Consider the following 22936-nt stretch of genomic DNA (forward strand, 5'->3'; position numbering starts at 1 on the left):
AGTTTCCAAGATTAAATAGTCCTTTGTTTTATCAATTGGTATGTTATGTTTATCAGCAAAATCCTGTAAGTCAGTATAAATTTGCTCTGGATAGAAATTCATGATTCGAAAATGGCGATGTTTATTATATTGTACAATCACGCATTTTCTGCCCCACCCGACACGTTTAAATTTCATAGCGAGGATTTTATTATAGGTAACCTCTTTTCGATAAATTATTAATGAAAATAGAAGTATCTGGTATGTTATGGAGCCGTCTGTTATCTTAAACGTAAAGGTAATAAACAGTGTTGCAATGATAAACAGAAGAAAAAGAATTAAGAAATAAAGCATCACAGTGTACTCCCAATTTGTTAGGATTAACGATACGATAAGCATTAAAAAAAGAAGCTGAACTACTCTTTCTGTTTTTGCATGGTAAAACAAATCGACACCACCTAGCCCACTTATACTCGACTTATATTTTATCCATAATTACCTGATTCTCATGTCCATCTTCAATGGTGGGCAAATCTTTGTCTGCCTGATCATTAATAATATAGTCATAGATCATCTCCAAGAAAGGGTGAAATGCCGGATAATAAGCACTTGCCTCCTTTGATAGATGTGAAGGGACTGCCTCGTGTGATGGAATCTCTATTTTTTGTAATGGTTCATTTATTCTACCAAAACTAAGTTGTTTATCGTTTTTTAACGTGATCGTTCCCTCACTTCCAAACACGTCTATGCTGGAACCTAACCCGTGATTCACTCCTGAAACGAGCTGAACGGAAAAAGTGGTATCGTTATCCATCTTTCCATGGATAAAGAAAGCATCATCCGCATCCCGTGTTTCTCCTGCACCTTGGGGCACGTGCGTGTGCAGTAAACCGTTTACAAATTCCACTTCACTTTGTGTCATCCATCTTAAACAATCAATCATATGGGTGCCTAATGCACCAACATTCCGCCAAACTCCTGTTTTCACGATCATCTCCTTCTTTCTGACGATATTTCTTTGGTTAAGTAACAAATCGGACAAGGAGATGCCCCCTTGCCCAAAAAAACATACCATATCCTATATCGCTGTTACCCCGCCATCTACCGGTAATTCCACACCTGTAATAATCGCAACTTTTTCTTTTAAACGACTCATTTTCTGGGGCCCTCTTGTTTTTAATAAAATCTTTCTATAATTCCAATATTACTTTATATAATGGACCCATGCAAAAGTTATCATCGTCTTAGGCAATTAATATTTGGATCGCTTTTCCTCTATCTGTATTTGAGGATTTTCGTTCAATAATAACTCAATGAATTTATCTTCATTCTTTGGAGATATGGTCATTACGTCGTATTTGCCATATAAAATTTCTAACCGATCCATGGCTAAAGCAGGTGCTGAAAATGGATTCTTTACTTTTCTAATCGTTTTTATCTCTTCAATATCCGTCTCCCACTTAAATCCTCCAAATTGCACCTTTAATGTTGCCCCTTCGATTTTATATCCAGTTCCAAACCATATCCAAATTAGGTATCCTATTATAATAAATCCGACAACCCCGCCAAATGCAGATTCTAGTCGAAATATGAAGGTTTGAGAAAGAAAAATGACGGTGCCCCAAATCACTATAAAATACAAAGTGTCTTTTTTCGATACGAAATACATTTGAGCCCCTCCTTTCTTCAATTGCTAAATATACGCTTCAGTTATTGGAAAGGTTTCAATTTAACCCCTTGAAGCGTTGGAATTTTCACCCGAAGCTTTTGAGTGTTCCAACTGATGAGGATTTTCAAAAACCGTTAATGTTCGCCTAGAGTGCTGAAATATTGCTTCCAGTACTTTAAGGAAAATTTCTCCAAAAACCCGTTGACAAATATTCAAAAACATAGTAATCTAAAAAACAATCAAATGAATAACGGATACTTCTTATTCCGAGAGGTGGAGGGAATTGGCCCTGTGAAACCTCGGCAGCGGGCGCTTTTGCGTACTGTGCCACATCCAACAAGCTAAAGCTTGGAAAATAAGAAGAGCGGTGGATACATAACATGCCAATCTCTTCTTATATCTTAAGGAGGGATTTTTTCGTTTTACCAGGATAACTAAAAACATAAAAACTTCTTATCCAGAGAGGTGGAGGGGCTGGCCCTTTGATGCCTCGGCAGCGGACTCATTACATGAGTACTGTGCCAATTCCAGCAAGCGATCGCTTGACAGATAAGAAGAGGGAAAAGATGTGTGCCTCTTCTTATTTACATTAAGAAGGGGCATTTTTTATTTAAAAACACAAAAAGGGAGAGAGACACATGATTACCCTGGAGCATGTCAGCAAGGTCTATGACACGGGCATAAAGGAAATAACAGCATTGGATGATGTGAATCTGCATATTGAAAAGGGAGAAATTTATGGTGTGATTGGTTTTAGCGGTGCGGGGAAAAGCTCGCTGGTCCGCTGTGTGAACCTGCTTGAGCGACCGACCGCCGGGAGCGTTACCGTCAACGGGCAGGAGCTCTTGCATCTCTCGCCCAGGGAGTTGAGGGAAGCCAAAAAGAATATTGGCATGGTGTTCCAGCACTTCAATCTGCTGAATTCCAAGACGGTGTTTACGAATGTGGCGATGCCTTTACTCCTTTCCAAAACACCAAAAGAAGAAGTGAAACAGCGTGTAACGGAACTGCTGGAATTCGTGGGCTTGAGTGATAAGGCGGATAATTATCCGGATCAGCTGTCGGGCGGGCAGAAGCAGCGCGTCGGCATTGCCCGCTCGCTGGCGACACAGCCATCGGTGCTTTTATGTGATGAAGCGACATCTGCTCTGGATCCAGAGACGACCAATTCGATTTTAAAGCTTTTGAAACAGATCAATCACGAATACAACATCACGATTCTGATCATCACCCATGAGATGGGCGTGATCCGGGAAATTTGCGACAAGGTGGCCGTGCTTGACCGTGGAAAGGTAGTCGAAGCCGGATCAGTGTTTGAAGTATTTTCTGATCCGAAAACAACAATCGCGCAGAATTTTGTCCGTTCCGTGATGCATGATCAGCTGCCTGATTCGGTCTATCAGCTTATCAAGGCGCAGGATGAAGCGCATCAGATTTACCGGATTGTCTTTATCGGTGAATCGACCGGCTCTCCCCTGCTCTCGCAAATCGCCAAGCAATTCCCTGTCGAAGTCAATGTGCTATTCGGAAATATCACAGAGCTCCAGGGCATCCCGTTTGGCAATCTGATTGTCAAATTTGATGGTGAACCAAAAGAGATTAATCGTGTGCTGATGCATATACGCCACTCAGATATCACATTGAAAGAGGTGTTGGCAGATGCTGGTTGATTGGCAGCAAATTGTGACCGCTTTATGGGAAACCATTGCCATGGTATCGTTCTCCCTCCTGTTTGCCGTTTTGATCGGCTTGCCGCTGGGCATTCTGCTGGTTGTCACCAGGAAGGGACATTTATGGGAAAACAAGCAAGTATTTGCCGTATTAAATGCAGTAGTTAATCTGTTCCGCTCGGTTCCTTTTATTATTTTGATGGTGGCGGTGATTCCATTCACCCGGCTGATTGTCGGCACCTCAATAGGGACAGCGGCAGCAGTTGTGCCGATGATGCTTTTTTCCGGACCCTATATTGCCAGATTAATTGAAAACTCGCTCTTAGAAGTAGACCCTGGGGTGATGGAAGCGGCGCAGGCAATGGGAGCTACACCTCGCCAGATCATTCTCCGCTTCTTGATTCCGGAGGCGCTCAGTTCCCTGCTTCTAGGCATCACGATTGCGACGATCGGTCTGGTCGGCGCATCGGCGATGGCAGGAGCAGTCGGCGGCGGCGGACTCGGTGACTTGGCAATTACGTATGGCTATCAGCGGTTTGACACGGTCGTGATGGTGATCACAGTGGGAATCCTTGTCATCATGGTGCAGGGCCTGCAGTCCACCGGGAATATTTTATCGAAAAAAATCAGAAGAAGATAAAGGAGAGAATCGATCATGAAAAAATTAGCCGTTTTTAGTTTTCTTATTTTATTTGCGATTGCGGCAAGTGCCTGCTCGAGCGGGAACGCCGCTTCTACGGTGAGTGTGGGGATCAGCGGATCGGACACGACCGTTTGGGATTTTGTTGCTGAAAAGGCTGCTGAGGAAGGGATTAACGTCGAGATCGTCCGCTTTTCCGATTATGTGCAACCTAATTTAGCTTTGGCTGAAGGAGAAATTGATGCCAATGCATTTCAGACGGTTTCCTATTTCGATGCGTTTATTGAAGAACATGATCTCGACCTGACGCCGATTGCTACAACCGTGATTGCTCCAATGGGCTTGTATTCGGAAAAACATAGCTCTGTGGAAGAAATCCCGGAAGGCGGGACGATCGCCTTGGCAAAAGAAGCGACAAATATGGGCCGCGGGCTGCTTTTGCTTGAGCAAGCGGGGCTGATCAAATTAGAAGAAGGCTTTGACGGCAATGGCTCCCTCGATAAAATCGTGGAAAATCCGAAAAACCTCAGTTTTGAACTCTTGGTTGCCGGTCAGACACCGCGCGTGCTGCCGGATGTCGATGCTTCCATCATCAATAACGGGATTGCTGTGGATGCCGGTTTCAGCCCGCTGGATGACTCGATTTTTCATGAAGACGAAACAGCAACCCCATACATCAACCTCATTGCTGTCCAGGAAGAGAATAAGGATGACGAAACGCTGAACCGCCTTGCCGAGATTTACCAGTCCGATGAGGTGATGGAACTGATCAATGACTATTATGACGGCAACCAAATTCCAACATTTGTTCCATTGAGTGAGATTGGACACTAAAAGAGAAGAAAGGATGAGGGGAAAATGGCAACTGCAATCGACCGTTTAGAGGTAGTGAAAGACCGCATCATCAGTAATATTGAGGAACATAAGGAGAAATATATTGAAACGAGCCACGCGATTCATGAACATCCGGAGATTGGCAATCAGGAGTTTTTTGCCGCTGGACGGTTAATAGAGCTGCTGATTCAGGAAGGGTTTGATGTGGAAAAACAGGTGGCGGGGCATGAAACGGCATTTCTGGCCAGGAAAAAAGCGAGCGCTCAAGGACTGACGATTGGGCTGCTGGCGGAATATGACGCTCTGCCGGAGATTGGTCACGCATGCGGGCACAACCTGATTGGCACAACCAGTGTCGCTGCTGCTATTGCTTTAGGTCATGTCATTGAGGAGGTCGGCGGAGAAATTGTGGTGCTTGGTACACCGGCAGAGGAAGGCGGACCAAATGGAAGCGCCAAGGGAAGTTTTGTCAAGGCGGGTCTTGTCGAGGATTTAGACGCGGCGATTATGCTGCATCCCGGTGCAGAAACAATGCTAACAGGACCTAGCTTGGCGGTGGACCCGCTTGACTTTGAATTTTTCGGCAAACCGTCCCATGCCTCTGCCTACCCGGAAAAAGGCATCAATGCCCTGGATGGCGTGATCCAGCTGTTCAATGGAATTAATGCATTAAGACAGCATCTGCCGTCCGATGTGCGAATTCACGGGATTATTACCGACGGCGGGGATGCACCCAACATTGTCCCGGAATACGCCAAGGCAAAATTTTTCATCCGTGCCGCCTCACGTCCTGTGCTTGATGAGGTAACAGGAAAAGTGAAGGCGATTGCGGAGGGTGCTGCCCTTGCTTCAGGCGCAACGGTGAAAATCACTGCTTTTCAGAATGAGGTGGATAATTTTATTCTGAATGACCGGTTTGATGCTGTATTTAAGGAGGTCATCGAGGGGCTTGGGGAAACGGTGAAGGAGAAAAAGAAAACGGCCCTCGGCTCCACAGACGCGGGAAATGTCAGCCAAGTCGTGCCAACCATCCATCCGCATATTAAAATTGGGCCGAATGATCTGATCGGCCATACCGCCAGGTTTCGTGAGGCTGCTCGTTCGGAAAAAGGCGATGCGGCGCTGATTGTCGGAGCAAAAGCAGTTGCTCTTACTGTTCTGGAGCTACTGACGGATGCAAAGGTTTATGGGGAGGTTTATCAGGAGTTTACGGAGCGGAAGAAGATAGAATAAAGATTTGATCAGGATGCACGGATATGCGCAGCGGGGGCACGAATTTTGCCGATATTTGGTGAATGCAGAAGCACCGCTGATGTTTTCCGGTGGAGTGAGTAGAGTTTTGTGTCTGAACTGCTGAAGTTTAGGTTCCAATCGATGGAGTTTTTTCGCAAACCGCTGACATTTTACCTAGAGCGCTGAACCACTGTCCCGAGTACTGCACCAAAAAACTTCACCATCCTGTTTGACATAGAAAACGGCGGCATGGTATATTAGATCTTGTCGTCATGGAGGTATACCCAAGTTTGGCTGAAGGGATCGGTCTTGAAAACCGACAGGCGGGTCAAACCGCGCGGGGGTTCGAATCCCTCTACCTCCTCCATTAAATTAGCGCATAAAATTTGGAGATAAAAAACCGCTGCAGCTTGTGGCGGTTTTTTCTGTTTACAGATGGCAAGAATAAGGAAATCAATGGATAACACACATGGTATGGAAAGGAGGTTTTCTATATGAACGGAAAAATTGCATTTATCGGTGCGGGCAATATGGCGGAGGCTGTCATTTCCGGGATTGTGCATCAGGGGATTTTGCCTAAAGAGCAGATCACAGTAACAAATCGCTCCAATGCAGAGCGGCTGGAAGAGATCAGCAACACCTATCAGGTGCGCACCAGCATGGATAAGGAGCAGGTGGTGCAGGAGGCGGATATGGTTCTTTTGGCGACCAAGCCATATGACTTGGAGGAAATGCTCACCTCGATCCGCAGTCATATTCAGCCGGAGCAGCTGATCATTTCGGTCGTCGCCGGGATATCGACGGATTTCATTTCCCGGCTCATCGGCAAGGAGGCACCAGTCGTACGGACGATGCCTAACACTTCTGCGGCAGTCGGTGCTTCAGCCACCGCGATTGCTGCAGGGAAATACGCCGGGGCAGAGCACATCAGACAGGTGGAAGCACTGTTCAACACGATTGGCTTGACTCAGGTCGTAGAAGAGGTGGATATGCATACCGTGACGGGCATTTCCGGCAGCGGACCGGCCTACATTTATTATTTGGTGGAAGCCATGGAAAAGGCTGCGGTCGAAGCGGGACTCGATCCGGAGACCGCCCATGAGCTGATTATCCAGACTGTTGTCGGCGCAGGAGAAATGCTAAAAGATTCCGGTGAACCAGCTGCCCTTCTGCGGAAAAAAATTACCAGTACAAAGGGAACGACCGAGGCTGGGGTTCAATCCTTGGAGAAGAACGACTTTGCTGCGATTATCAAGGATTGTGTAGAGAGTGCGAGGAAGCGGTCTGTTGAGTTGGGTAAGGAAGAATAGAAGGCATTTAGTGGAGAGTTGGGGCAAATTACCTCTACTCCTGCAAAATAACAGGGTGCTTCCTCTCCGGAGCACCCAGCTGTTAGCTTTTTTTATTCAAATAAAGAATCTATTTGCTGAAGCTACTTATTTAAAAGTAAGTCAAGTATTTACACTAGCGCCAACCTATACACCTCTATATATGGCTCTTTGTAAAAAATATGAAGCTAACACTTTTGGCTCTTTATGATCAAAGTTGTTGGAAGAAACTTTGCTTTTTCATATAAGTACCAGCTATTCGAATGCTTTTTTATATCATCTTCTGATAAGCGAACATCTTCCACAATTCTATTGATTTTAAATCCGTGATTAATCAATGAATTGACATATGTACTTAGTCGATATTGTTGCATAATAGCAGGATCGGTCCATGCTTCATGAGTGTAAGGGCCTTCCTCGTGATATGGTTTGTTAAATATTAGGGAGTCTTCTTTACTGCTTACACGATTAAACAGTGGGTGTTCCCAACTAAATATAAAGGTACCGCCTGGTTTTAAGTATTTATTAACATTTGATAATGTCTTATGAAGATTTGTTGTCCAACCTAAGGCAAATATAGAAAATACAATGTCAAAATAATTATCAGGCAGACCTGGATCTTCCTCCATCGGTGACTCAAATAAATTTATTGTGGAATTACTGTTTTTTAATAATTTGTTAGCAGCTTTTATTTGTTTTTTTGATAAATCTAACCCCCATAGCTCACCAGCGTTTTTTTGATCCATATATTGCAATGAATGCCCACTACCACAGCCAATTTCTAAAATCTTTGCCCCTTTGACGTCACCAAATAAATATAGTTCCTCTTCACTTGGCGCAAAAGGTCCATATTCTGGAAGCGGGTTCCTTCCATAAAATCGATCCGCAACTTTATCCCAACTTTTCTTATTGGCATGAAGCACCTCAAAACTCACAAACTCGCCCCCTCGTAGAATTTAATTTATTTGGTCTTACCTGCAAAAAATCTTTTCCCCTTTTGATATTCTAACGAACGTATATTTGCATTCTATCATAAAACTTTTTCTTTTCAAAATATCATTTCAAATCAGCTTCCCCTGCGCCCCTTTTAACAATAAAAAAAGGATACCGAATCATTGTGTGATCTGGTACCCCCGTTTAGTATGATTAGCCATTCTGAACAAATTATTTAATCAATTCCCTTGTCGTCCGCTGCCTTCCATGCTGAATAAAGCTGCCGACCTTCTCCAAAATTGGTTCGACCGACTCTTCCGGCTTCATCAAGTCATAATCAGAGATATTCAGACGCAAAATCGGGCAGGCGTTGAAGTTATTAATCCAATTTTCATAGCGTGTGTGCATTTCCTCCCAATAGGAAATCGGTGTATTCTTTTCCATGTCCCTGCCGCGTGCATGGATGCGGGAAATGATATCATCAAACGAGCCTTCGAGATAAATCAATAAGTCCGGATGCGGAAAATATGGTGTCATCACCATGGCATCGAATAAATTGGAATATGTCTCAAAATCGGTTTTCGACATCGTGCCATTATCCGCATGCATCTTCGCAAAAATCCCTGTATCCTCATAAATCGACCGGTCCTGGATAAAGCCCCCGCCATATTCAAAAATCTTCTTTTGCTCCTTAAAACGCTCGGCGAGAAAATAAATCTGCAGATGAAAACTCCAGCGTTCAAAGTCCGCATAAAATTTCTCCAGGTATGGGTTGGCATCCACTTTTTCCAGGGACGTTTTAAATTGCAAGGCCTGCGCCAGATGATGGGTCATCGTCGACTTTCCGACCCCCACTGTGCCGGCCACTGTTATTATACTGTCATGCGGGATGTTGTATTTTTCCCGTAGGTTCATTGTGGTTCTCCCTTTCATCAATAAGGATTCTTTTCTGTGTACGTGGCCTTATTTACACTATGAGTGCGTGAATGAGGCGTTCGTGTCATCATCTCCTTGATGAGAGCACGAACGAGACACTTTTTTCGTCATTCGAGTCTTCATAACCATGATGAGAGCACGAACGAGACACTTTTTTCGTCATTCGAGTCTTCATAACCATGATGAGAGCACGAACGAGACACTTTTTTCGTCATTCGAGTCTTCATAACCATGATGAGAGCACGAGCGAGGCACTTTTTTCGTGATTCGTGTCTTCATAGCCATGATGAGAGCACGAGCGAGGCACTCTTTTCGTCATTTGTGTCTTCATAGCCATGATGAGAGCACGAATGAGTCACTTTCTTCGTCATTCATGTCTTCATAGCCATGATGAGAGCACGAACGAGACACTTTTTTCGTGATTCGTGTCCTCATAGCCATGATGAGAGCACGAATGAGTCACTTTCTTCGTCATTCATGTCTTCTTCCCTATATTTCCTAAGTAAAAAATAGCTTACTGCCTAGCCGCTGCTGTTTCATCCAGCCGGGCGTTCACCTGATCGATAATCCGCTCCAGGTCTTCCTGATAACGGACAAAATCAGTCGTGTTCCCGTCGATTCGTATCACCGGAATCTCCGGATGTGTGCGCTCAAATTCATTCATGTAGTCCTCGTAATCCTGGGAGAGCTGTGCCAGGTAGGAAGCTTTGATATTTTGCTCGATATCCCTGCCGCGCCGCTGGATCCGTTCAAGAATTGTGTCCAGGCTGGCATGCAGGTAGATCACCATATTCGGAGCAGGCAAATCATCGGTCAAAATCTGATAAATCTGCTCGTATTTGGCAAATTTCTCCTGCGGCAGGGTTCGTTTGGCAAACAGCATGTTCTTGGAAATATAATAATCCGCCACCACGGCTCTGTTCTTCTGCAGGTAATCCCGCTCAATGTCCTCCAACTGCTTCACGCGGTTGCAAAGGAAAAACATTTCGGTCTGAAAACTCCATGCTTCGATATCTTCATAAAACTTGCCGAGAAACGGGTTTTCCTCGACAATTTCTTTTAGTAAATGAAAATCAAAATGGGCAGACAGCTTCTTGGCAAGGGATGTCTTGCCAATCCCGATCGGCCCTTCGATTGCTATATACGGCACACCATTCATGGCTATTCCTCCAATCTGCACGCTAATTCGACAGATAGTATTTATTTTATCACAGATTTAGTGGTGATACTATGGATGGCTGCTCCGATCTCTGCGGGTTAGTCGATTGTACAAACCGCCAAACCCACTCCATGCCGCCCGCTGCCAAAAAACGACAAAGCAAGCAAGGAAGTTTGCCTTTGCAACAGAAAAGAAATCTTGTATAATAAATGTTATCTTGTCAAAATCTGGCCTCGTAGCTCAGGGGATAGAGCATTGGTTTCCTAAACCATGTGTCGCAGGTTCGAATCCTGCCGGGGCCGCCACTTCCATAACGCTGTTTTTGCCTATCATATCTGTGACTCGCCATGCATATATATCAGAAAATTCATAAAGGAAAGGGGAAGAAGCTGCTATGAATCTGACAAAACAGATTTTGATTGCACTTATCCTTGGGGTTATAGTCGGGATCGGACTGACCTTTGCGCCAGACAATTTTTCATCACCGATTGACACATATTTCCTGACACCGGTTGGAGAAATATTTCTTAACCTGATCATGATGATTGTGGTGCCAGTTGTCTTTGTTTCTATCGTTTTGGGCACCGCCGGGTTAGGTGACCCTTCGAAATTGGGATCCATCGGTGCAAAAACGATTTCGTTCTACTTAGTAACAACCGCGGTTGCCCTGTTTATCGGGCTCGGACTTGCTTTTCTTCTGCAGCCCGGGCAAGAAGGCGTATTTGATGTCGAATCGGCGGATTATCAAGCAGAAGAAGCACCGCCGATTATGGAGACGTTTGTCAACATTATTCCGGAGAACCCGGTTGCCGCAATGGCAAATGCTGACATGTTGCAGATCATCGCATTTGCTTTATTTATCGGTGTTGCCATGGCTTTTCTCGGGGAGAAAGTAAGTGGGATTCACCGCTTGTTTGAGCAGGCGAATGATATCATCATCTGGCTGGTTAATATCGTTATGATGACCGCGCCATATGGGGCTTTCGCCTTGATTGCTTCTGCGATTGCCAATGCCGGACTGGACGCGATCGGCTCCATGGCCATGTACATGATCACGGTTATTTTAGGTCTGATCGTCCATGGTGCTGTGACCTACTCAACGGCAATCTGGACACTTGGAAAAGCGAACCCACTCAAATTTTATAAAGGCTTTATCCCTGCCATGTCCGTGGCTTTCAGTACAGCCAGTTCGAGCGGCACCTTGCCTGTCTCGATGAAAACGGCACAGGAAAATCTGGGTGTGAAAAAGTCGATCAGCAGTTTTGTCCAGCCGCTTGGGGCAACAATCAATATGGACGGAACTGCGATTATGCAGGCGGTTGCGACCGTGTTTATCGCCCAGGTTTACGCGATATCGCTTGATTTTACGGACATCCTGATGGTTGTTCTTACAGCAACACTTGCTAGCATTGGTACCGCCGGGGTCCCTGGTGTCGGGCTGATTATGCTGGCAATGGTGCTGAATCAGATTGGATTGCCTGTCGAGGGCATCGCGCTGATCGTTGGGGTTGACCGGATCCTTGATATGCTGCGTACTGCCTTGAATATTACAGGGGATGCGTCAGCCGCCTATATCATTTCTGAAAGTGAAAGACGCAAGGAAGAAAAATCAGCGAATACAACTGGATAGAGATAGAAAAACCACACCAGTGCAGGCATTGGTGTGGTTTTTTTGGTTGCTTACGAGAAAATTATAAATTATGCGTATTGTGGATAGCATAGCCAGCGTATGCCCCGGCCAGCTCCAGCGCTAAAGCTGTAGTGGACTTCCCTCACCTCCGTACGATAAGTCAACATCGGCTCGAAGTTAAAGGAAGGCCGACTAAAACCGGCCTCCCGCGCCAACGCCGGCATACCCCTTTTGCAGGGGCATGTTTCCTTTATCTCCTCCGAAAGAATGATCAGCTAAAACCGCCGCTTTGCGCGGCAACGCTGATCCACCCCGCATGGCGGGGCGCAGCCCATACGTCGCTAAACGGGCGCTTCCGCTTTTGTTCTTCTATAATATTTTGGGTAAAAGCAGATTTCACTTGCTGTGAAATTACCCCATAAAATCACTGATCGCTGTAACCAGACTGTAGATTCCCAGAGCAAAACAGATAATAACAATAATGGTCCCAAGCACATTCATTTTCACCGAATTTCTGTAGTTGCCAAGCAATTTTTTATTGTTCATGATGATCAGCAGGATAAGCGCAATACCTGGCAAGAGAATTCCGTTCAGCGCTTGTGCGAAAAGCAGGACCTCCAGTGGTTCAATATTTAACACAAAGGAGAGAATGCCGATAAGGATAACAGTACTGAAGACCGCCTTGTAACGCCAGTCATTCATTCCCTTTTCCCATTTCATCATACTGCTGACGGTAATGGCAGCCCCGAGTGCAGCGGCTGTCATGGATGAAAAGCCGGCAGAAAAGATGCCAACAGCAAGAAATGGTTCAGCCCAGCTTCCCAACAGTGGTTCCAATTGCAAGGCCAAATCTGCAACGGTTTCGACTTCAATACCTCTCATTAACGTACCGGAAGTAATCAGGATGGCTGCTGAAATAAAACCGCCCATACCAATTGATATAAAAATGTCCCAGCGGGAATCTTTCAAATGAGAGGCATCGTTCCACCTTTCCTGTACGGAACTGGAGTGTATAAAGAGGTTGTATGGAACAACCGTTGTCCCAACCAGTGCAACAATGGTAATGATTGAACCGGCGGGTATGGAGGGTGCAAAGATTCCTGAAAAGATACCACCCAGGTCAGGCTGCGCAACAAACATGGTGGTAATAAAAACGATACTCATGACGATCACAAGCCCAATCATGAGTTTTTCTATTAACTTGTAACTGCCGCTTAAGCCAAGCAGCAATACGATTACCCCTACGATTGGACCAATGATATTGATGGACCACCCCGTCAATGTCGAAATACCAAGTGAAGTTCCATTTATGTCCCCGCTCATATAGGCGGCAGATCCGATAAAAATAGCGATCATGACAAAACCGGTTACCGTATATTTTAGAACTGGATGTTCGAATTGGTCACGAATTGCTGTACCCAGGCTTTTTCGGGCAATGATCCCCAGCCGGGCAGCCATAATTTGCAGCACCATCGTTGTGATGATGGAGAAAACAAGCGCCCATAAAAGCGCATATCCAAAGGAAGCACCGGCTTGGGTTGCCGTGGTGATGGTTCCGGGGCCGATAAAGGACGCAGCAATAATGGCACTCGGACCAATCGTTTTCAGCCTTTCTTTGAATGTTCTTTTCTTTGTTGTAGCTTCTGATTGAACCACATCTTCACCTCAATTAACCTTATTATGCAAAAAAAGATATAAATGGTGTATACCCACCTGTTTAATTTAAAAAACATTTTTGACAAATTTCGGCATTCCAATAAGTTTTTTCATCGGGAGGGGATAATGAGGCAGGCCTTTTACCGGATCGTTCCAAAAAAACCTTGATGCTCTCTCAAATCATATCACTTTAAAATGTCCGCAAAATGTTTTAGAATAGAAATCAGTTAGCTAAATGTTTTAACAATTTCACGTAATTCAAATTGTAATCGGTTGCAACCAAATCCTAAAAATGAGGTGATCAGATGGATGTACAAAAATTGCCTGCAAGAGAGGGTCAGCATAATCTGGCAGACTATGAAAAGGCTCGCGAGAATTTTTCCTGGGAGGATATGAAAAAGAATTTCAGCTGGTATGAGACCGGGAAAGTAAATGCAGCTTATGAGGCGGTGGACCGTCATGCCGAGGATCCGGAGAAGCGGGATAAGACAGCGCTTTTATATTCCTCGCCGGACCGGGAAGCTTCCCTTACATTCAGTGAACTTCGCGACCAGAGCAATAAGTTTGCCAATGTGCTGAAGAAGTACGAGGTGAAGAAAGGCGACCGGGTATTCCTGTTCATGCCGAGGAGTCCGGAGTTCTATGCGGCTTTCTTTGGCATTTTGAAAGTGGGAGCAGTTGCCGGGCCGCTGTTTGAAGCGTTTATGGAGCAGGCAGTGCGCGACAGGCTCGAGGACAGCGGGGCCAGCATGCTGGTTACGACACCGGAGCTTCTGGAGCGGGTGCCGCAGGAGGATTTACCTGATCTGGAAAAAATTGTGCTGGTTGGCGATGATACAGGGAATGATATTGATTTTCACAAGGAAATGGACGCAGCATCAGAGGAATTTTCCATCGAATGGGTGGATCTCGAGGATGGCATGCTGATCCATTACACTTCCGGATCGACAGGCAAGCCAAAAGGAGTTTATCACGTTCATAATGCGATGATTCAGCATTATGCCACTGCAGAATGGGTGCTGGATCTGAAAGACGATGACATTTACTGGTGCACCGCAGACCCTGGCTGGGTGACTGGCACAAGCTATGGGATATTTGCTCCATGGCTTTATGGGGTGACGAATGTGGTACGAGGTGGACGGTTTACGCCGGATGACTGGTACGGAACACTTGCTAAGTATGATGTCACCGTATGGTACACGGCGCCGACTGCTTTGCGCAAACTGGCCAGTGCCGGGAAAGAGGCTGTCGACCGGCATGATCTTTCCTCCCTGAGGCATATGTTAAGTGTCGGCGAGCCGCTGAATCCTGAGGTGATTATCTGGGGAGAGGATGCGTTTAATCTCAGAATCCATGATACATGGTGGATGACGGAGACCGGGGCAATGCTGATTGTCAATATCCCTGCGATGGAAATCCGCCCGGGCTCGATGGGCAAACCTATACCAGGGGTAGAAGCCGCCATTGTGGATAATGAAGGAAATGAGCTGCCACCGAATCAAATGGGCAATCTGGCGATCAAAGAAGGCTGGCCGTCGATGATGCGCGCCATCTGGAAACGTCCGGAAAAATTCGAGAGCTACTTTATCAATGGCTGGTATGTCTCCGGCGACAGCGCCTACATGGATGAGGATGGCTACTTCTGGTTCCAGGGCCGCCTTGATGATGTAATCAATACTTCGGGTGAGCGGGTCGGACCATTTGAAGTGGAAAGCAAACTGATCGAGCATCCTGCTGTTGCCGAGGCTGGAGTAATTGGCAAACCGGATCCGGAGCGCGGGGAAATTATCAAGGCATTCATCACGCTGAATGAAGGCTATGAAGCTTCCGATGAACTGCAGGAAGATATCCGGCAATTTGTCAAAACCGGACTGAGTGCCCATGCAGCACCAAGGGAACTGGAAATCACCGACTCAATTCCGAAAACAAGAAGCGGTAAGATCATGAGGCGTTTGCTGAAATCATGGGAGCTTGGGCTTCCGACAGGTGATACGTCGACATTGGAGAAATAAATAAAAAAAAACCATTGGCCCATGGGGTCAATGGTTTTTTGATGATAGAGGGGGAAGTACCAAGCTTTCCTCACTGCTTCTTTATTAAGCCGAAGCAATATCATCTAAAGCAGGTCCGAATGTTTCAAAATGAATATCGTGCTCCGCTGCGCCGTACTGATTTAAAAGCTGATAAACAGCACGCATGAAGCCTTTTGGCCCGCAGAAATAAAATGCTGCGTCTTTCCCAGGGAGTGTTTCCTCGAGCCACTCACCATCAATGTGCCCGACTTTATCATATACATCTTCTGCTTGTGGGCTGTCATAGATAGTGCAGCTCTTGACTTGTGGATGCCCTTCTGTAATTTCATGTACACGATTTTTCATCGCATGCACACTTCCAGACCGTGCTGCATGGATATAGATCACTTCACGCTCCGGCTGTGTGGTAATCACGGTTTCCAGCATGCTGAGCATTGGAGTCAGTCCCACACCACCACTAATCAATACGAGCGGCCGTGTATCTTTTTGGTCCAGGAAAAAGTCCCCTGCTGGTGCGCTGATTGGCAAGATGCTTCCTTCTTCAACACTTGTGTGCAGGTGATTCGATACAATCCCTGCAGGCTTGCCATTCTCTTCATCTTCGCGTTTTACACTGATGCGGAAGGTGTCCTCACCAGGTGCACAGGACAAACTGTATTGTCTCAGGTGCGCATATGGTTGCCCTTCGATTTTTACTTTCACCGTGATGTACTGACCAGGCTGATGGACAGGCAGTGTCTTCCCATCTACCGGTTCAAGATAGAAAGAAGTAATAACTTCACTCTCTTTAACCTTTTTCACGACTTTAAAATCACGGTAATCTACCCAGCCTCCGGGAGCTTCCTGTACTTGATCATACATTTCTTTTTCCACGGAAATAAACACATCGGCAATCTCGCCATATGCCTTTTCCCAGGCGTTCAAGATGTCATCGGTTGCTGCATCCCCGAGTACTTCTTTAATCGCCAGCAGCAGGTAGTGACCGACAATCGGATAATGTTCCGGCTTGATATTCATGCTTCGGTGTTTTTCGGCAATCTGTTTGACGACCGGCAGAATTTCCTCCAGATTATCAATGTGCATCGCCGCAGCTAACACCGCGTTGGCAAGCGCTTTTGGCTGGTCGCCTTTTCGCTGGTTCGTCATGTTGAAATAGTTTTTTAATTCGGGTTTCTCACTGAGCATTCGCTGATAAAAATGTTTGGTAATCGCTTCACCATGTTCCTGCAACACGGGTACTGTCGCTTTTACAATGTCTCTGGTTTGCTGATCCAGTCCTTGCTTTGTTTCGGTTGTCATGTGAAAGCACTCCCTTTAAAATTTAAACATGTATTTTGAATACATCTTTATTGTAATACAAAAATAGCCCGGATAACCGCGGTTTTTGTTACAATAATATGAAGGTTTTACGAAGGAGAATAACCATGCAACTAAAAAAATATACCGATTATTCCTTGCGAGTGCTGATTATTGCCGGGATGAAAAAAGAAGGCGAGTTGACCAGCATCAGCGAGGTTTCCGGGGTCTTTGGCATTTCCAAGGAACATGTGCGAAAAGTCGTGCATGATTTAAATAAAATGGGACTGATTGAAACGGTCAGGGGGAGAAATGGCGGCATTCGGCTGGCGGAACCGGCATCCAGTATTAATGTCGGTCACACTGTACGCATGCTGGAAAATGACTTTGCTCTATTGGGCTGTTTTGATGAAGGACAAAAGCATTGTGTAATTTCTCCTGGTTGTACACTGAAGCATGCATTGAATAAGGCGCTGCATGCCTTTTTCCAGGTGCTTGATGGCTATACACTGAAGGATTTAATCGAGAATGAGGAAGAACTACGGGGATTGATGGGCATTCATTAGATGTTTTATTTCGCTGGGAGCCGGGTACAGCAATAATATAGAGTTAATGAAAGGAGCGGATCAACATGGCTAAAATAGCTACTGTTATTACCGATATGTTTGAAGACGTGGAGTACACCGACCCGGCACAAGCTTTCAAGGAAGCCGGACATGACGTTGTAACGATTGAAAAGGAAAAAGGCAAAGAAGTAACCGGGAAAAACAAAGATGCGACCGTGAAGATTGATCAAGGCATTGATGACGTGAAACCAGGCGATTTCGATGCGTTATTTATCCCAGGGGGAATGTCCCCAGATCAGCTACGCGCAGATGACCGCTTTGTGAAGTTTGCCAAATCGTTTATGGATGATATGAAACCAGTATTTGCGATCTGTCACGGGCCGCAGCTGCTGATCACGGCAAAAACACTGGAAGGCCGCAAAGCAACCGGCTTTAAGTCGATTCAGGTCGACATGGAATATGCCGGCGCCGAGCTGGTTGATCAGGAAGTAGCGGTTTGCCAGAACCAGCTGGTAACAAGCCGTCAGCCGGATGATATCCCGGCATTTAACCGTGAGGCATTGAAACTTTTATAAGAACAAATGAGAAGAGCCCTTCATCGCATCGTGCGGTGAAGGGTGTTGTTTTGTAAAGATGTTAGATTCTAAAGCCGAAAGTAAGCATTACACCGTCCTCAAATGAAGGCGGTGTAAAAATAATGTTTTTAATTTATAGTGCAATTGCTGCATAACACTTCTAAACAAATGTTCTACAATCGCGCCCTTTAACTGAAAAATTATAAGCTTTATCAGTTTAATTCTATAATGTCTTGTTTGTTTCCATACTCAATAACTACTTTAACTTTTTCATCCCAAAGCTTCTCATTTTCATCAAACCGTGAAAACCCACCAGTTTTAAGCTGATAGGTACCATCGCTGGTCCTTTTTGCTTTAAAGAATTTCTGTTGACTTTCTCCTTCTTTTTGAAGGCTTAATATTTCATCACCTATTTTAAAGAATAAAGTAAGATTTTCTCCTGTATAATCATTCTTAGATGTGATTTCTAACTTGTGGTTTGATTTAATCAAATTCTCTATATTAAAGTATGTTCCTGAAACACTATCTTTCACTTCCCAATTCTCAGTGGAAGCTTGTTGTGAAAAAGAAAACTCAATTTGTTTTTGATCATTGACGTTTTTACCTTCTCCTGAGCATCCCGCCACAAAAATCAATACTACTGATAGAGAAATGATACCGAATAACTTTTTCATTCAATCACTCCCTTTCTAATTTTCGCACTTTTTCTCGATAACTATTATTTCAAACCTCTGTTATTTTCACAAGGGGTTATTCCACTAAATGGCCCTTAGATGAACCTAAACCGCCGACAATGACTGGTTTTATTTGGTGGGCTTCCAAAAGGTCCGTTAATACTGCCGCCACACCAACCATTTTTTCAAATGTACTTTTACTTTTTAGTTGATCTAGCTTATCTGTTGCCCGCTCAATCGAACTCATAATATCATACCCGATCACTAAGATACTTTACTTTTCCTGTGATTTCAGCTTCTTTCCATTTTTTGGCATAAACGATCAAGTATTTTTATTTCATCGGGATCCCGCGGTCTCGTGCGGCATCTTTTTCCGGAAGGACGTGTACGCAGCATTTTTCTTTCCACTTCATTCTTTCGTTGTGAAATGAAATCATCCAATTCCTTAAAATCTATACTTTTCAATTCCAGCACCTCTAATCAAATTCTAGGTAAAGGCTACAAGTTCAGCATTTTTATTCTTGGCTTTTCTGATGAAAATAATTTCACAATGAATCCAGATAAAAATGACAATAAGGTATACAAAATTGCCCAAAACAAGAAAGAGGAATTAAACACGGCAAAGATTGCCACAACACCAATTAACGCAACGACGATAGGTGTTATATACATATTTTTTAAGATATAACATCCAAAAGCACCCATTATAAGAGCAATCGCCGGAAAAACAAAAAGAATGGATATGACTAACTGGGCAGAGCTCATAACCTATCATTCCCCCTGTCACCACACAACCTTTAGTTGAAGGCAAACGGAATTGCATAAATAGCATCACCTTGTTCCCAACTTGCGTAAATAACGTAAATATAATTATTAGGTTCATTTGGGAGGGTTATGGTGTTATTTGTAATGGATACTAAATTATTACCACTATTTTGCAAAACTTCACTTTCCATTTTAGAAGGTTCATCGTCAAAGGTAATTTCTAATTCTGCATTTGATGAAATTATATTATTGTCCATATCCTCAACAAGATTAGATGGTGCTGGTGAATTAGCGCTTGCTACACGATTATCATTAGACCAGGAATATGTACCTCTTTTATATGACACTTCTTCACCATCCACTGTAAACGTTGGTTCCGGTGGTTCCAATTTACCCGCTGTTTGCTGCTCACAAGAAACTAAAAGAAGACAAATAATAGCAATAAAGGCAACAAAAGATTTGATGTTTTAACCCCCATCCTTGCTTACGCTGATTCAGTTTCAACTAAACAAGTTGATTTGCCGGAACCAGGTAAGTTATTTCCTTGATGAAGCAACAGCGATGATGAAAAATATAAAAAATACCACACCTACTCCTAATAATAAGGATACCAAGCTCATATATTACCCACCTTCGATTTCTAATTTATTTCTCCAGAAAAGCGTTTCGTTTATTGAATAAGGAAGTTTTTACTTCAAGGTTTCGTTTTGACAAAAGATAATGTGATCATCCGGATCCAAGACGTGTAGATCATCAGCGATGTATCCGCGCAACCACAGCACACCCTCAATTCGTCTCAGATAGAAGCCTTTCGGAAAGTCGACGTCTTCAGATAATATCTCCGATGCTATTTTAACAGCGCCATACGGAGATCGATTTCGCCAATAAGGCTTCCCCAAATAACCCTCAGGTTGATCCAGATACTTCAATCTTAAGTATGGACCTAGCTCAAGCGGACATAATTTCAAGCCAAACTGGTTCGCTTTTTTATAAACCTGGGGTATAGTAGCTCCTTCCGGAAAGCCAAGATCACGAACTTTGAGCTCAACAGTTCTCACACTGTATGCCTTTTCTGAGCTGGTAAACTTATCATCATCGAATAGCTTCTCTCCAAGCTTGTTCATCAAAATAGATTGTTGCTGCAATTTCCCAAAAAGCTGCGATTTCGTAAGACCACCAATCTCAACCGTTCTAATAGTAGTTTTGCAATCCGGATATATATTATGTTTTTCAACACTCATTTGAAACCACTCCTTACGAATTGGTTTTATAGGCTTAGACTGCAATCTGATCCTTTAGTTGAAGATCATCACCCATACCAACAAAGGATTATCTTATAAAAAAAGCACGATCGATTAACCATAGTATAATCGATCGTGCAAAATTTTTAAATATCTTTATTGTTATTTATCACCACTTATTCTTACTTTCTTATTCCAGCTTCCTAATCGTAAAATTATCCTCCAGCAATAGCCAGTTCTGGGGAAAAGCAAGCCCCAGCTTCCAGTAGGAGATTCCAAGCAAGTTGAGTTCCTTAATCAGGTCAAATTTAGCCTGGATCGACCGGGCATCCTCAAACCATACTTCGTGCCGGTTTCCTGCATCATCCGTATAAAAATAAAACGGTGCCTGGGAGGTCGGGTCATATTGGATAGCGACGTTCTGTTCGCGTGCGCGGGTGATGGCCTGCTGCGGGCTGATTGCTTCCGCGGGGTCCCCGCCCTCGACAAACGGCAAGGTCCAATCATAGCCATATAAATTTTGTCCCAGCAAAATTTTATCTGCCGGCATTTCGGTAAGGGCATATTCGACAACTTCACGCACCTGAGGAAGTGGTGAAACAGCGAGCGGCGGCCCGTAGCTGTAGCCCCATTCATACGTCATCAGTACAACAAAATCGGCAATTTCCCCATGAGCAGCATAATCATGCGCCTCATACCACGCACCCTGCTGCTCAGCGCTCGTCTTTGGCGCCAGAGCTGTGGACATTAACAGCCCGGCTTCGGCAAGACGCTGTTTTGCCGTCCGCAAAAAATTATTGTAAGCCTCTCTGTCCTCCGGCGGCAAAAACTCCAGATCAAAGTGTACATCGGTAAATCCATTGGCCGTGGCTGTATTGATGATGCTGTCGAGCAAGGTATTCTGCACTGCCTGCACCGTTACAATAATATGCCCCAGATCTTGGCTGAATTGCCCTTCTTCCAGATTCGTTACTACCATCATCAATGCGGTATTATTTTGTTCGGCAGTTTGCAGCAAATTGCCCAGGGGCGGCGCCTCCAGGGTGCCGTCGCGGTTGACGTTATAGCTGAAAAGCGCGAGGTAGGTCAAGTAAGGTGTATTTTTGGCTGCGGCATTTTCCAATGTTTGGGAAACTGTATCGCCAAACGGTTCAATATAGGCGTTGGAAGTGATCGGCGGCTGCGCTTGCTCCGGGATATATAAACGAAAACCGACCTGAAGTGTTTGATTGACCGGAATATTATTTACCTGCGCCAGTTCCTGATAGGTCGTATTGTATGCTTGAGCGATGGAATAAAGACTCTCCCCCGGCTGGACAAAGTGAAACCGCCCGGCAATCGGAACCACCAAAGCCTGCCCGACGACGAGGTTATTTGGTGCATCCAATTCATTGGCATCAATCAGTGCTGTGGTTGTCGTGTTATATGTAGCGGCAATGGCGGACAAGGTATTTCCCGGCTGAACGACATGTATCTGCAAAAAATCCCTCCTTATACGAAATATGCTCTTACATCGTATGCAAAGGAGGGGTGGGATATGCCTAAAAAGGCTCGATATTCGCTTTCATCACGGTACGCATCAGGTACAGGGCGTATTCAGTGCCCTCCGGTTCTTCCGAAGCCATGCAGTTTTCCGGAATGGTCATTTTAAATCCATACATATAGGCGTCTTTGGCGGAAAACAAAATACAGATGTCGCCGGCAAATCCGGCCATAATCAAATGGGTTTTGTTAATCTCATTCAGCAAGGATTGGAGCGGCGTCTGGAAAAAGGCGGAATGCTGCGGTTTGATGAGAAAATAATCATCCTCCGACGGATGTAGCGCATCAATAATGTGCTCGTTTGCCTGATTGCGGCAGTGATCGATCAGTTTGTGGTAATCTGCTTGCCACAATCCGTAATGATCATTAACATAGATGGTAGGCAAATCATGTTCTCTTGCAAATTCTTTCAGCTTTATAATATTCGGCAGGACTTCATTGGTGTGGCGGAGTAAATCTTCTCCCCCTTCAAAGTCAAAATCGTTGATGACATCAACGAATAGTACTGCGGTGTTATCCAGTGATTGTTTCATCGATATCCTCCTAATGGATATGAGACTTGCTTTAAGTATTTCCT

The 22936-nt window shown here is 44.7% G+C and carries 23 protein-coding genes, 2 tRNA genes and 2 riboswitches; of the genes, 11 read left to right on the forward strand and 14 right to left on the reverse strand.

All coding sequences use genetic code 11. The annotated features are described in order from the left end of the window. Positions 1 to 457: 457 nt before the first annotated feature. Both CEG13_RS09945 and CEG13_RS09950 read right to left on the reverse strand, forming a co-directional pair. Positions 458 to 1021, reverse strand: coding sequence for a Gfo/Idh/MocA family protein (locus CEG13_RS09945; protein ID WP_100011726.1), 564 nt, complete (start codon positions 1019 to 1021; stop codon positions 458 to 460). Between the two features lie 210 nt (positions 1022 to 1231). Then, positions 1232 to 1648, reverse strand: coding sequence for a PH domain-containing protein (locus CEG13_RS09950; RefSeq protein WP_100011727.1), 417 nt, complete (start codon positions 1646 to 1648; stop codon positions 1232 to 1234). Positions 1649 to 1906: 258 nt separating this feature from the next. Then, a riboswitch (SAM riboswitch) is annotated at positions 1907 to 2010 on the forward strand. An 88-nt stretch (positions 2011 to 2098) separates the two neighbouring features. Beyond that, positions 2099 to 2204, forward strand: a riboswitch (SAM riboswitch). A gap of 82 nt (positions 2205 to 2286) precedes the next feature. Between CEG13_RS09950 and CEG13_RS09955 the strand changes: the two genes are divergently transcribed. The 6 genes from CEG13_RS09955 to proC all read left to right on the forward strand — a co-directional run bounded on the left by CEG13_RS09955 (position 2287) and on the right by proC (position 7335). After that, positions 2287 to 3318, forward strand: coding sequence for a methionine ABC transporter ATP-binding protein (locus tag CEG13_RS09955; RefSeq protein WP_100011728.1), 1032 nt, complete (start codon positions 2287 to 2289; stop codon positions 3316 to 3318). Further along, the gene (locus tag CEG13_RS09960; protein ID WP_100011729.1) at positions 3308 to 3958 is read left to right on the forward strand and encodes a methionine ABC transporter permease; all 651 of its coding nucleotides are present in this window, start codon (positions 3308 to 3310) and stop codon (positions 3956 to 3958) included. The genes CEG13_RS09955 and CEG13_RS09960 overlap by 11 nt, the downstream gene beginning before the upstream one ends. A gap of 15 nt (positions 3959 to 3973) precedes the next feature. Next, positions 3974 to 4792, forward strand: a complete 819-nt coding sequence (locus CEG13_RS09965) for a MetQ/NlpA family ABC transporter substrate-binding protein (protein ID WP_100011730.1) — start codon at positions 3974 to 3976, stop codon at positions 4790 to 4792. A 24-nt stretch (positions 4793 to 4816) separates the two neighbouring features. Next, positions 4817 to 6025: a M20 family metallopeptidase gene (locus tag CEG13_RS09970; protein ID WP_100011731.1), complete on the forward strand. Its 1209-nt coding sequence runs from the start codon at positions 4817 to 4819 to the stop codon at positions 6023 to 6025. Positions 6026 to 6299: 274 nt separating this feature from the next. Then, positions 6300 to 6392: transfer RNA gene (locus CEG13_RS09975), tRNA-Ser, on the forward strand. 127 nt (positions 6393 to 6519) lie between these two features. After that, positions 6520 to 7335 carry a pyrroline-5-carboxylate reductase gene (gene proC / locus CEG13_RS09980; RefSeq protein WP_100011732.1) on the forward strand — a complete coding sequence of 272 codons (816 nt, stop codon included), beginning with the start codon at positions 6520 to 6522 and terminating at the stop codon, positions 7333 to 7335. A 206-nt stretch (positions 7336 to 7541) separates the two neighbouring features. On the opposite strand, the gene CEG13_RS09990 is transcribed toward proC, so the two are convergent. The 3 genes from CEG13_RS09990 to CEG13_RS10000 form a co-directional block, all read right to left on the reverse strand. Beyond that, entirely contained in the window at positions 7542 to 8288 is a 747-nt protein-coding gene (locus CEG13_RS09990) for a class I SAM-dependent methyltransferase (RefSeq protein WP_100011734.1), read from the reverse strand. A 229-nt stretch (positions 8289 to 8517) separates the two neighbouring features. Beyond that, positions 8518 to 9201 carry a deoxynucleoside kinase gene (locus CEG13_RS09995; protein ID WP_100011735.1) on the reverse strand — a complete coding sequence of 228 codons (684 nt, stop codon included), beginning with the start codon at positions 9199 to 9201 and terminating at the stop codon, positions 8518 to 8520. 535 nt (positions 9202 to 9736) lie between these two features. Beyond that, positions 9737 to 10381 carry a deoxynucleoside kinase gene (locus CEG13_RS10000; protein ID WP_100011736.1) on the reverse strand — a complete coding sequence of 215 codons (645 nt, stop codon included), beginning with the start codon at positions 10379 to 10381 and terminating at the stop codon, positions 9737 to 9739. A gap of 229 nt (positions 10382 to 10610) precedes the next feature. Between CEG13_RS10000 and CEG13_RS10005 the strand changes: the two genes are divergently transcribed. Both CEG13_RS10005 and CEG13_RS10010 read left to right on the forward strand, forming a co-directional pair. Then, positions 10611 to 10686, forward strand: a tRNA-Arg gene (locus CEG13_RS10005). Positions 10687 to 10775: 89 nt separating this feature from the next. Next, a complete protein-coding gene (locus CEG13_RS10010) occupies positions 10776 to 12011 on the forward strand; it encodes a dicarboxylate/amino acid:cation symporter (protein ID WP_100011737.1) in 1236 nt (411 codons plus the stop codon). Between the two features lie 411 nt (positions 12012 to 12422). On the opposite strand, the gene CEG13_RS10015 is transcribed toward CEG13_RS10010, so the two are convergent. Then, entirely contained in the window at positions 12423 to 13667 is a 1245-nt protein-coding gene (locus CEG13_RS10015) for an Nramp family divalent metal transporter (protein ID WP_100011738.1), read from the reverse strand. A 305-nt stretch (positions 13668 to 13972) separates the two neighbouring features. Here CEG13_RS10015 and acsA point away from each other — a divergent pair, with 305 nt between their 5' ends. Continuing rightward, positions 13973 to 15679: an acetate--CoA ligase gene (acsA, locus tag CEG13_RS10020; RefSeq protein WP_100011739.1), complete on the forward strand. Its 1707-nt coding sequence runs from the start codon at positions 13973 to 13975 to the stop codon at positions 15677 to 15679. Between the two features lie 84 nt (positions 15680 to 15763). On the opposite strand, the gene hmpA is transcribed toward acsA, so the two are convergent. Next, complete coding sequence (hmpA, locus tag CEG13_RS10025) at positions 15764 to 16999, reverse strand: NO-inducible flavohemoprotein (RefSeq protein WP_100011740.1); 1236 nt, start codon at positions 16997 to 16999, stop codon at positions 15764 to 15766. Between the two features lie 125 nt (positions 17000 to 17124). Between hmpA and CEG13_RS10030 the strand changes: the two genes are divergently transcribed. Further along, positions 17125 to 17562, forward strand: a complete 438-nt coding sequence (locus tag CEG13_RS10030; protein ID WP_100011741.1) for an Rrf2 family transcriptional regulator — start codon at positions 17125 to 17127, stop codon at positions 17560 to 17562. Positions 17563 to 17627: 65 nt separating this feature from the next. Next, complete coding sequence (locus CEG13_RS10035; protein WP_100011742.1) at positions 17628 to 18137, forward strand: type 1 glutamine amidotransferase domain-containing protein; 510 nt, start codon at positions 17628 to 17630, stop codon at positions 18135 to 18137. A gap of 212 nt (positions 18138 to 18349) precedes the next feature. On the opposite strand, the gene CEG13_RS10040 is transcribed toward CEG13_RS10035, so the two are convergent. From CEG13_RS10040 to CEG13_RS10070, 7 genes are all read right to left on the reverse strand, one after another. Next, positions 18350 to 18811 (reverse strand): hypothetical protein, encoded by a 462-nt coding sequence (locus CEG13_RS10040; protein ID WP_100011743.1) that lies wholly within the window; start codon positions 18809 to 18811, stop codon positions 18350 to 18352. 76 nt (positions 18812 to 18887) lie between these two features. Beyond that, the gene (locus CEG13_RS18745; protein ID WP_158234669.1) at positions 18888 to 19058 is read right to left on the reverse strand and encodes a hypothetical protein; all 171 of its coding nucleotides are present in this window, start codon (positions 19056 to 19058) and stop codon (positions 18888 to 18890) included. A gap of 251 nt (positions 19059 to 19309) precedes the next feature. Continuing rightward, the gene (locus CEG13_RS10050) at positions 19310 to 19576 is read right to left on the reverse strand and encodes a DUF2651 family protein (protein WP_100011744.1); all 267 of its coding nucleotides are present in this window, start codon (positions 19574 to 19576) and stop codon (positions 19310 to 19312) included. A gap of 32 nt (positions 19577 to 19608) precedes the next feature. Further along, positions 19609 to 19965 carry a hypothetical protein gene (locus tag CEG13_RS10055; protein WP_100011745.1) on the reverse strand — a complete coding sequence of 119 codons (357 nt, stop codon included), beginning with the start codon at positions 19963 to 19965 and terminating at the stop codon, positions 19609 to 19611. A 300-nt stretch (positions 19966 to 20265) separates the two neighbouring features. Then, positions 20266 to 20817 (reverse strand): helicase, encoded by a 552-nt coding sequence (locus CEG13_RS10060; RefSeq protein WP_100011746.1) that lies wholly within the window; start codon positions 20815 to 20817, stop codon positions 20266 to 20268. Positions 20818 to 21007: 190 nt separating this feature from the next. Then, positions 21008 to 22297 carry a LysM peptidoglycan-binding domain-containing protein gene (locus tag CEG13_RS10065; protein WP_100011747.1) on the reverse strand — a complete coding sequence of 430 codons (1290 nt, stop codon included), beginning with the start codon at positions 22295 to 22297 and terminating at the stop codon, positions 21008 to 21010. A 61-nt stretch (positions 22298 to 22358) separates the two neighbouring features. Next, the gene (locus CEG13_RS10070; protein ID WP_100011748.1) at positions 22359 to 22892 is read right to left on the reverse strand and encodes a cysteine hydrolase family protein; all 534 of its coding nucleotides are present in this window, start codon (positions 22890 to 22892) and stop codon (positions 22359 to 22361) included. Positions 22893 to 22936: the final 44 nt, after the last annotated feature.

Source organism: Lentibacillus sediminis (assembly GCF_002763455.1).
Taxonomy (GTDB): Bacteria; Bacillota; Bacilli; order Bacillales; family Amphibacillaceae; genus Lentibacillus_D; species Lentibacillus_D sediminis_A.

Excerpts from the sequence above, each read along its gene's own strand:
- CEG13_RS10040 (WP_100011743.1), bottom strand. The coding sequence starts at position 18,811 with ATGAAAAAGTTATTCGGTATCATTTCTCTATCAGTAGTATTGATTTTT.
- CEG13_RS10010 (WP_100011737.1), top strand. The coding sequence starts at position 10,776 with ATGAATCTGACAAAACAGATTTTGATTGCACTTATCCTTGGGGTTATA.
- CEG13_RS10035 (WP_100011742.1), top strand. The coding sequence starts at position 17,628 with ATGGCTAAAATAGCTACTGTTATTACCGATATGTTTGAAGACGTGGAG.
- CEG13_RS18745 (WP_158234669.1), bottom strand. The coding sequence starts at position 19,058 with ATGAGTTCGATTGAGCGGGCAACAGATAAGCTAGATCAACTAAAAAGT.
- acsA (WP_100011739.1), top strand. The coding sequence starts at position 13,973 with ATGGATGTACAAAAATTGCCTGCAAGAGAGGGTCAGCATAATCTGGCA.
- hmpA (WP_100011740.1), bottom strand. The coding sequence starts at position 16,999 with ATGACAACCGAAACAAAGCAAGGACTGGATCAGCAAACCAGAGACATT.
- CEG13_RS09970 (WP_100011731.1), top strand. The coding sequence starts at position 4,817 with ATGGCAACTGCAATCGACCGTTTAGAGGTAGTGAAAGACCGCATCATC.
- CEG13_RS10050 (WP_100011744.1), bottom strand. The coding sequence starts at position 19,576 with ATGAGCTCTGCCCAGTTAGTCATATCCATTCTTTTTGTTTTTCCGGCG.
- CEG13_RS09960 (WP_100011729.1), top strand. The coding sequence starts at position 3,308 with ATGCTGGTTGATTGGCAGCAAATTGTGACCGCTTTATGGGAAACCATT.
- CEG13_RS09965 (WP_100011730.1), top strand. The coding sequence starts at position 3,974 with ATGAAAAAATTAGCCGTTTTTAGTTTTCTTATTTTATTTGCGATTGCG.
- proC (WP_100011732.1), top strand. The coding sequence starts at position 6,520 with ATGAACGGAAAAATTGCATTTATCGGTGCGGGCAATATGGCGGAGGCT.
- CEG13_RS09955 (WP_100011728.1), top strand. The coding sequence starts at position 2,287 with ATGATTACCCTGGAGCATGTCAGCAAGGTCTATGACACGGGCATAAAG.
- CEG13_RS10000 (WP_100011736.1), bottom strand. The coding sequence starts at position 10,381 with ATGAATGGTGTGCCGTATATAGCAATCGAAGGGCCGATCGGGATTGGC.
- CEG13_RS09950 (WP_100011727.1), bottom strand. The coding sequence starts at position 1,648 with ATGTATTTCGTATCGAAAAAAGACACTTTGTATTTTATAGTGATTTGG.
- CEG13_RS10070 (WP_100011748.1), bottom strand. The coding sequence starts at position 22,892 with ATGAAACAATCACTGGATAACACCGCAGTACTATTCGTTGATGTCATC.
- CEG13_RS10030 (WP_100011741.1), top strand. The coding sequence starts at position 17,125 with ATGCAACTAAAAAAATATACCGATTATTCCTTGCGAGTGCTGATTATT.
- CEG13_RS10060 (WP_100011746.1), bottom strand. The coding sequence starts at position 20,817 with ATGAGTGTTGAAAAACATAATATATATCCGGATTGCAAAACTACTATT.
- CEG13_RS09995 (WP_100011735.1), bottom strand. The coding sequence starts at position 9,201 with ATGAACCTACGGGAAAAATACAACATCCCGCATGACAGTATAATAACA.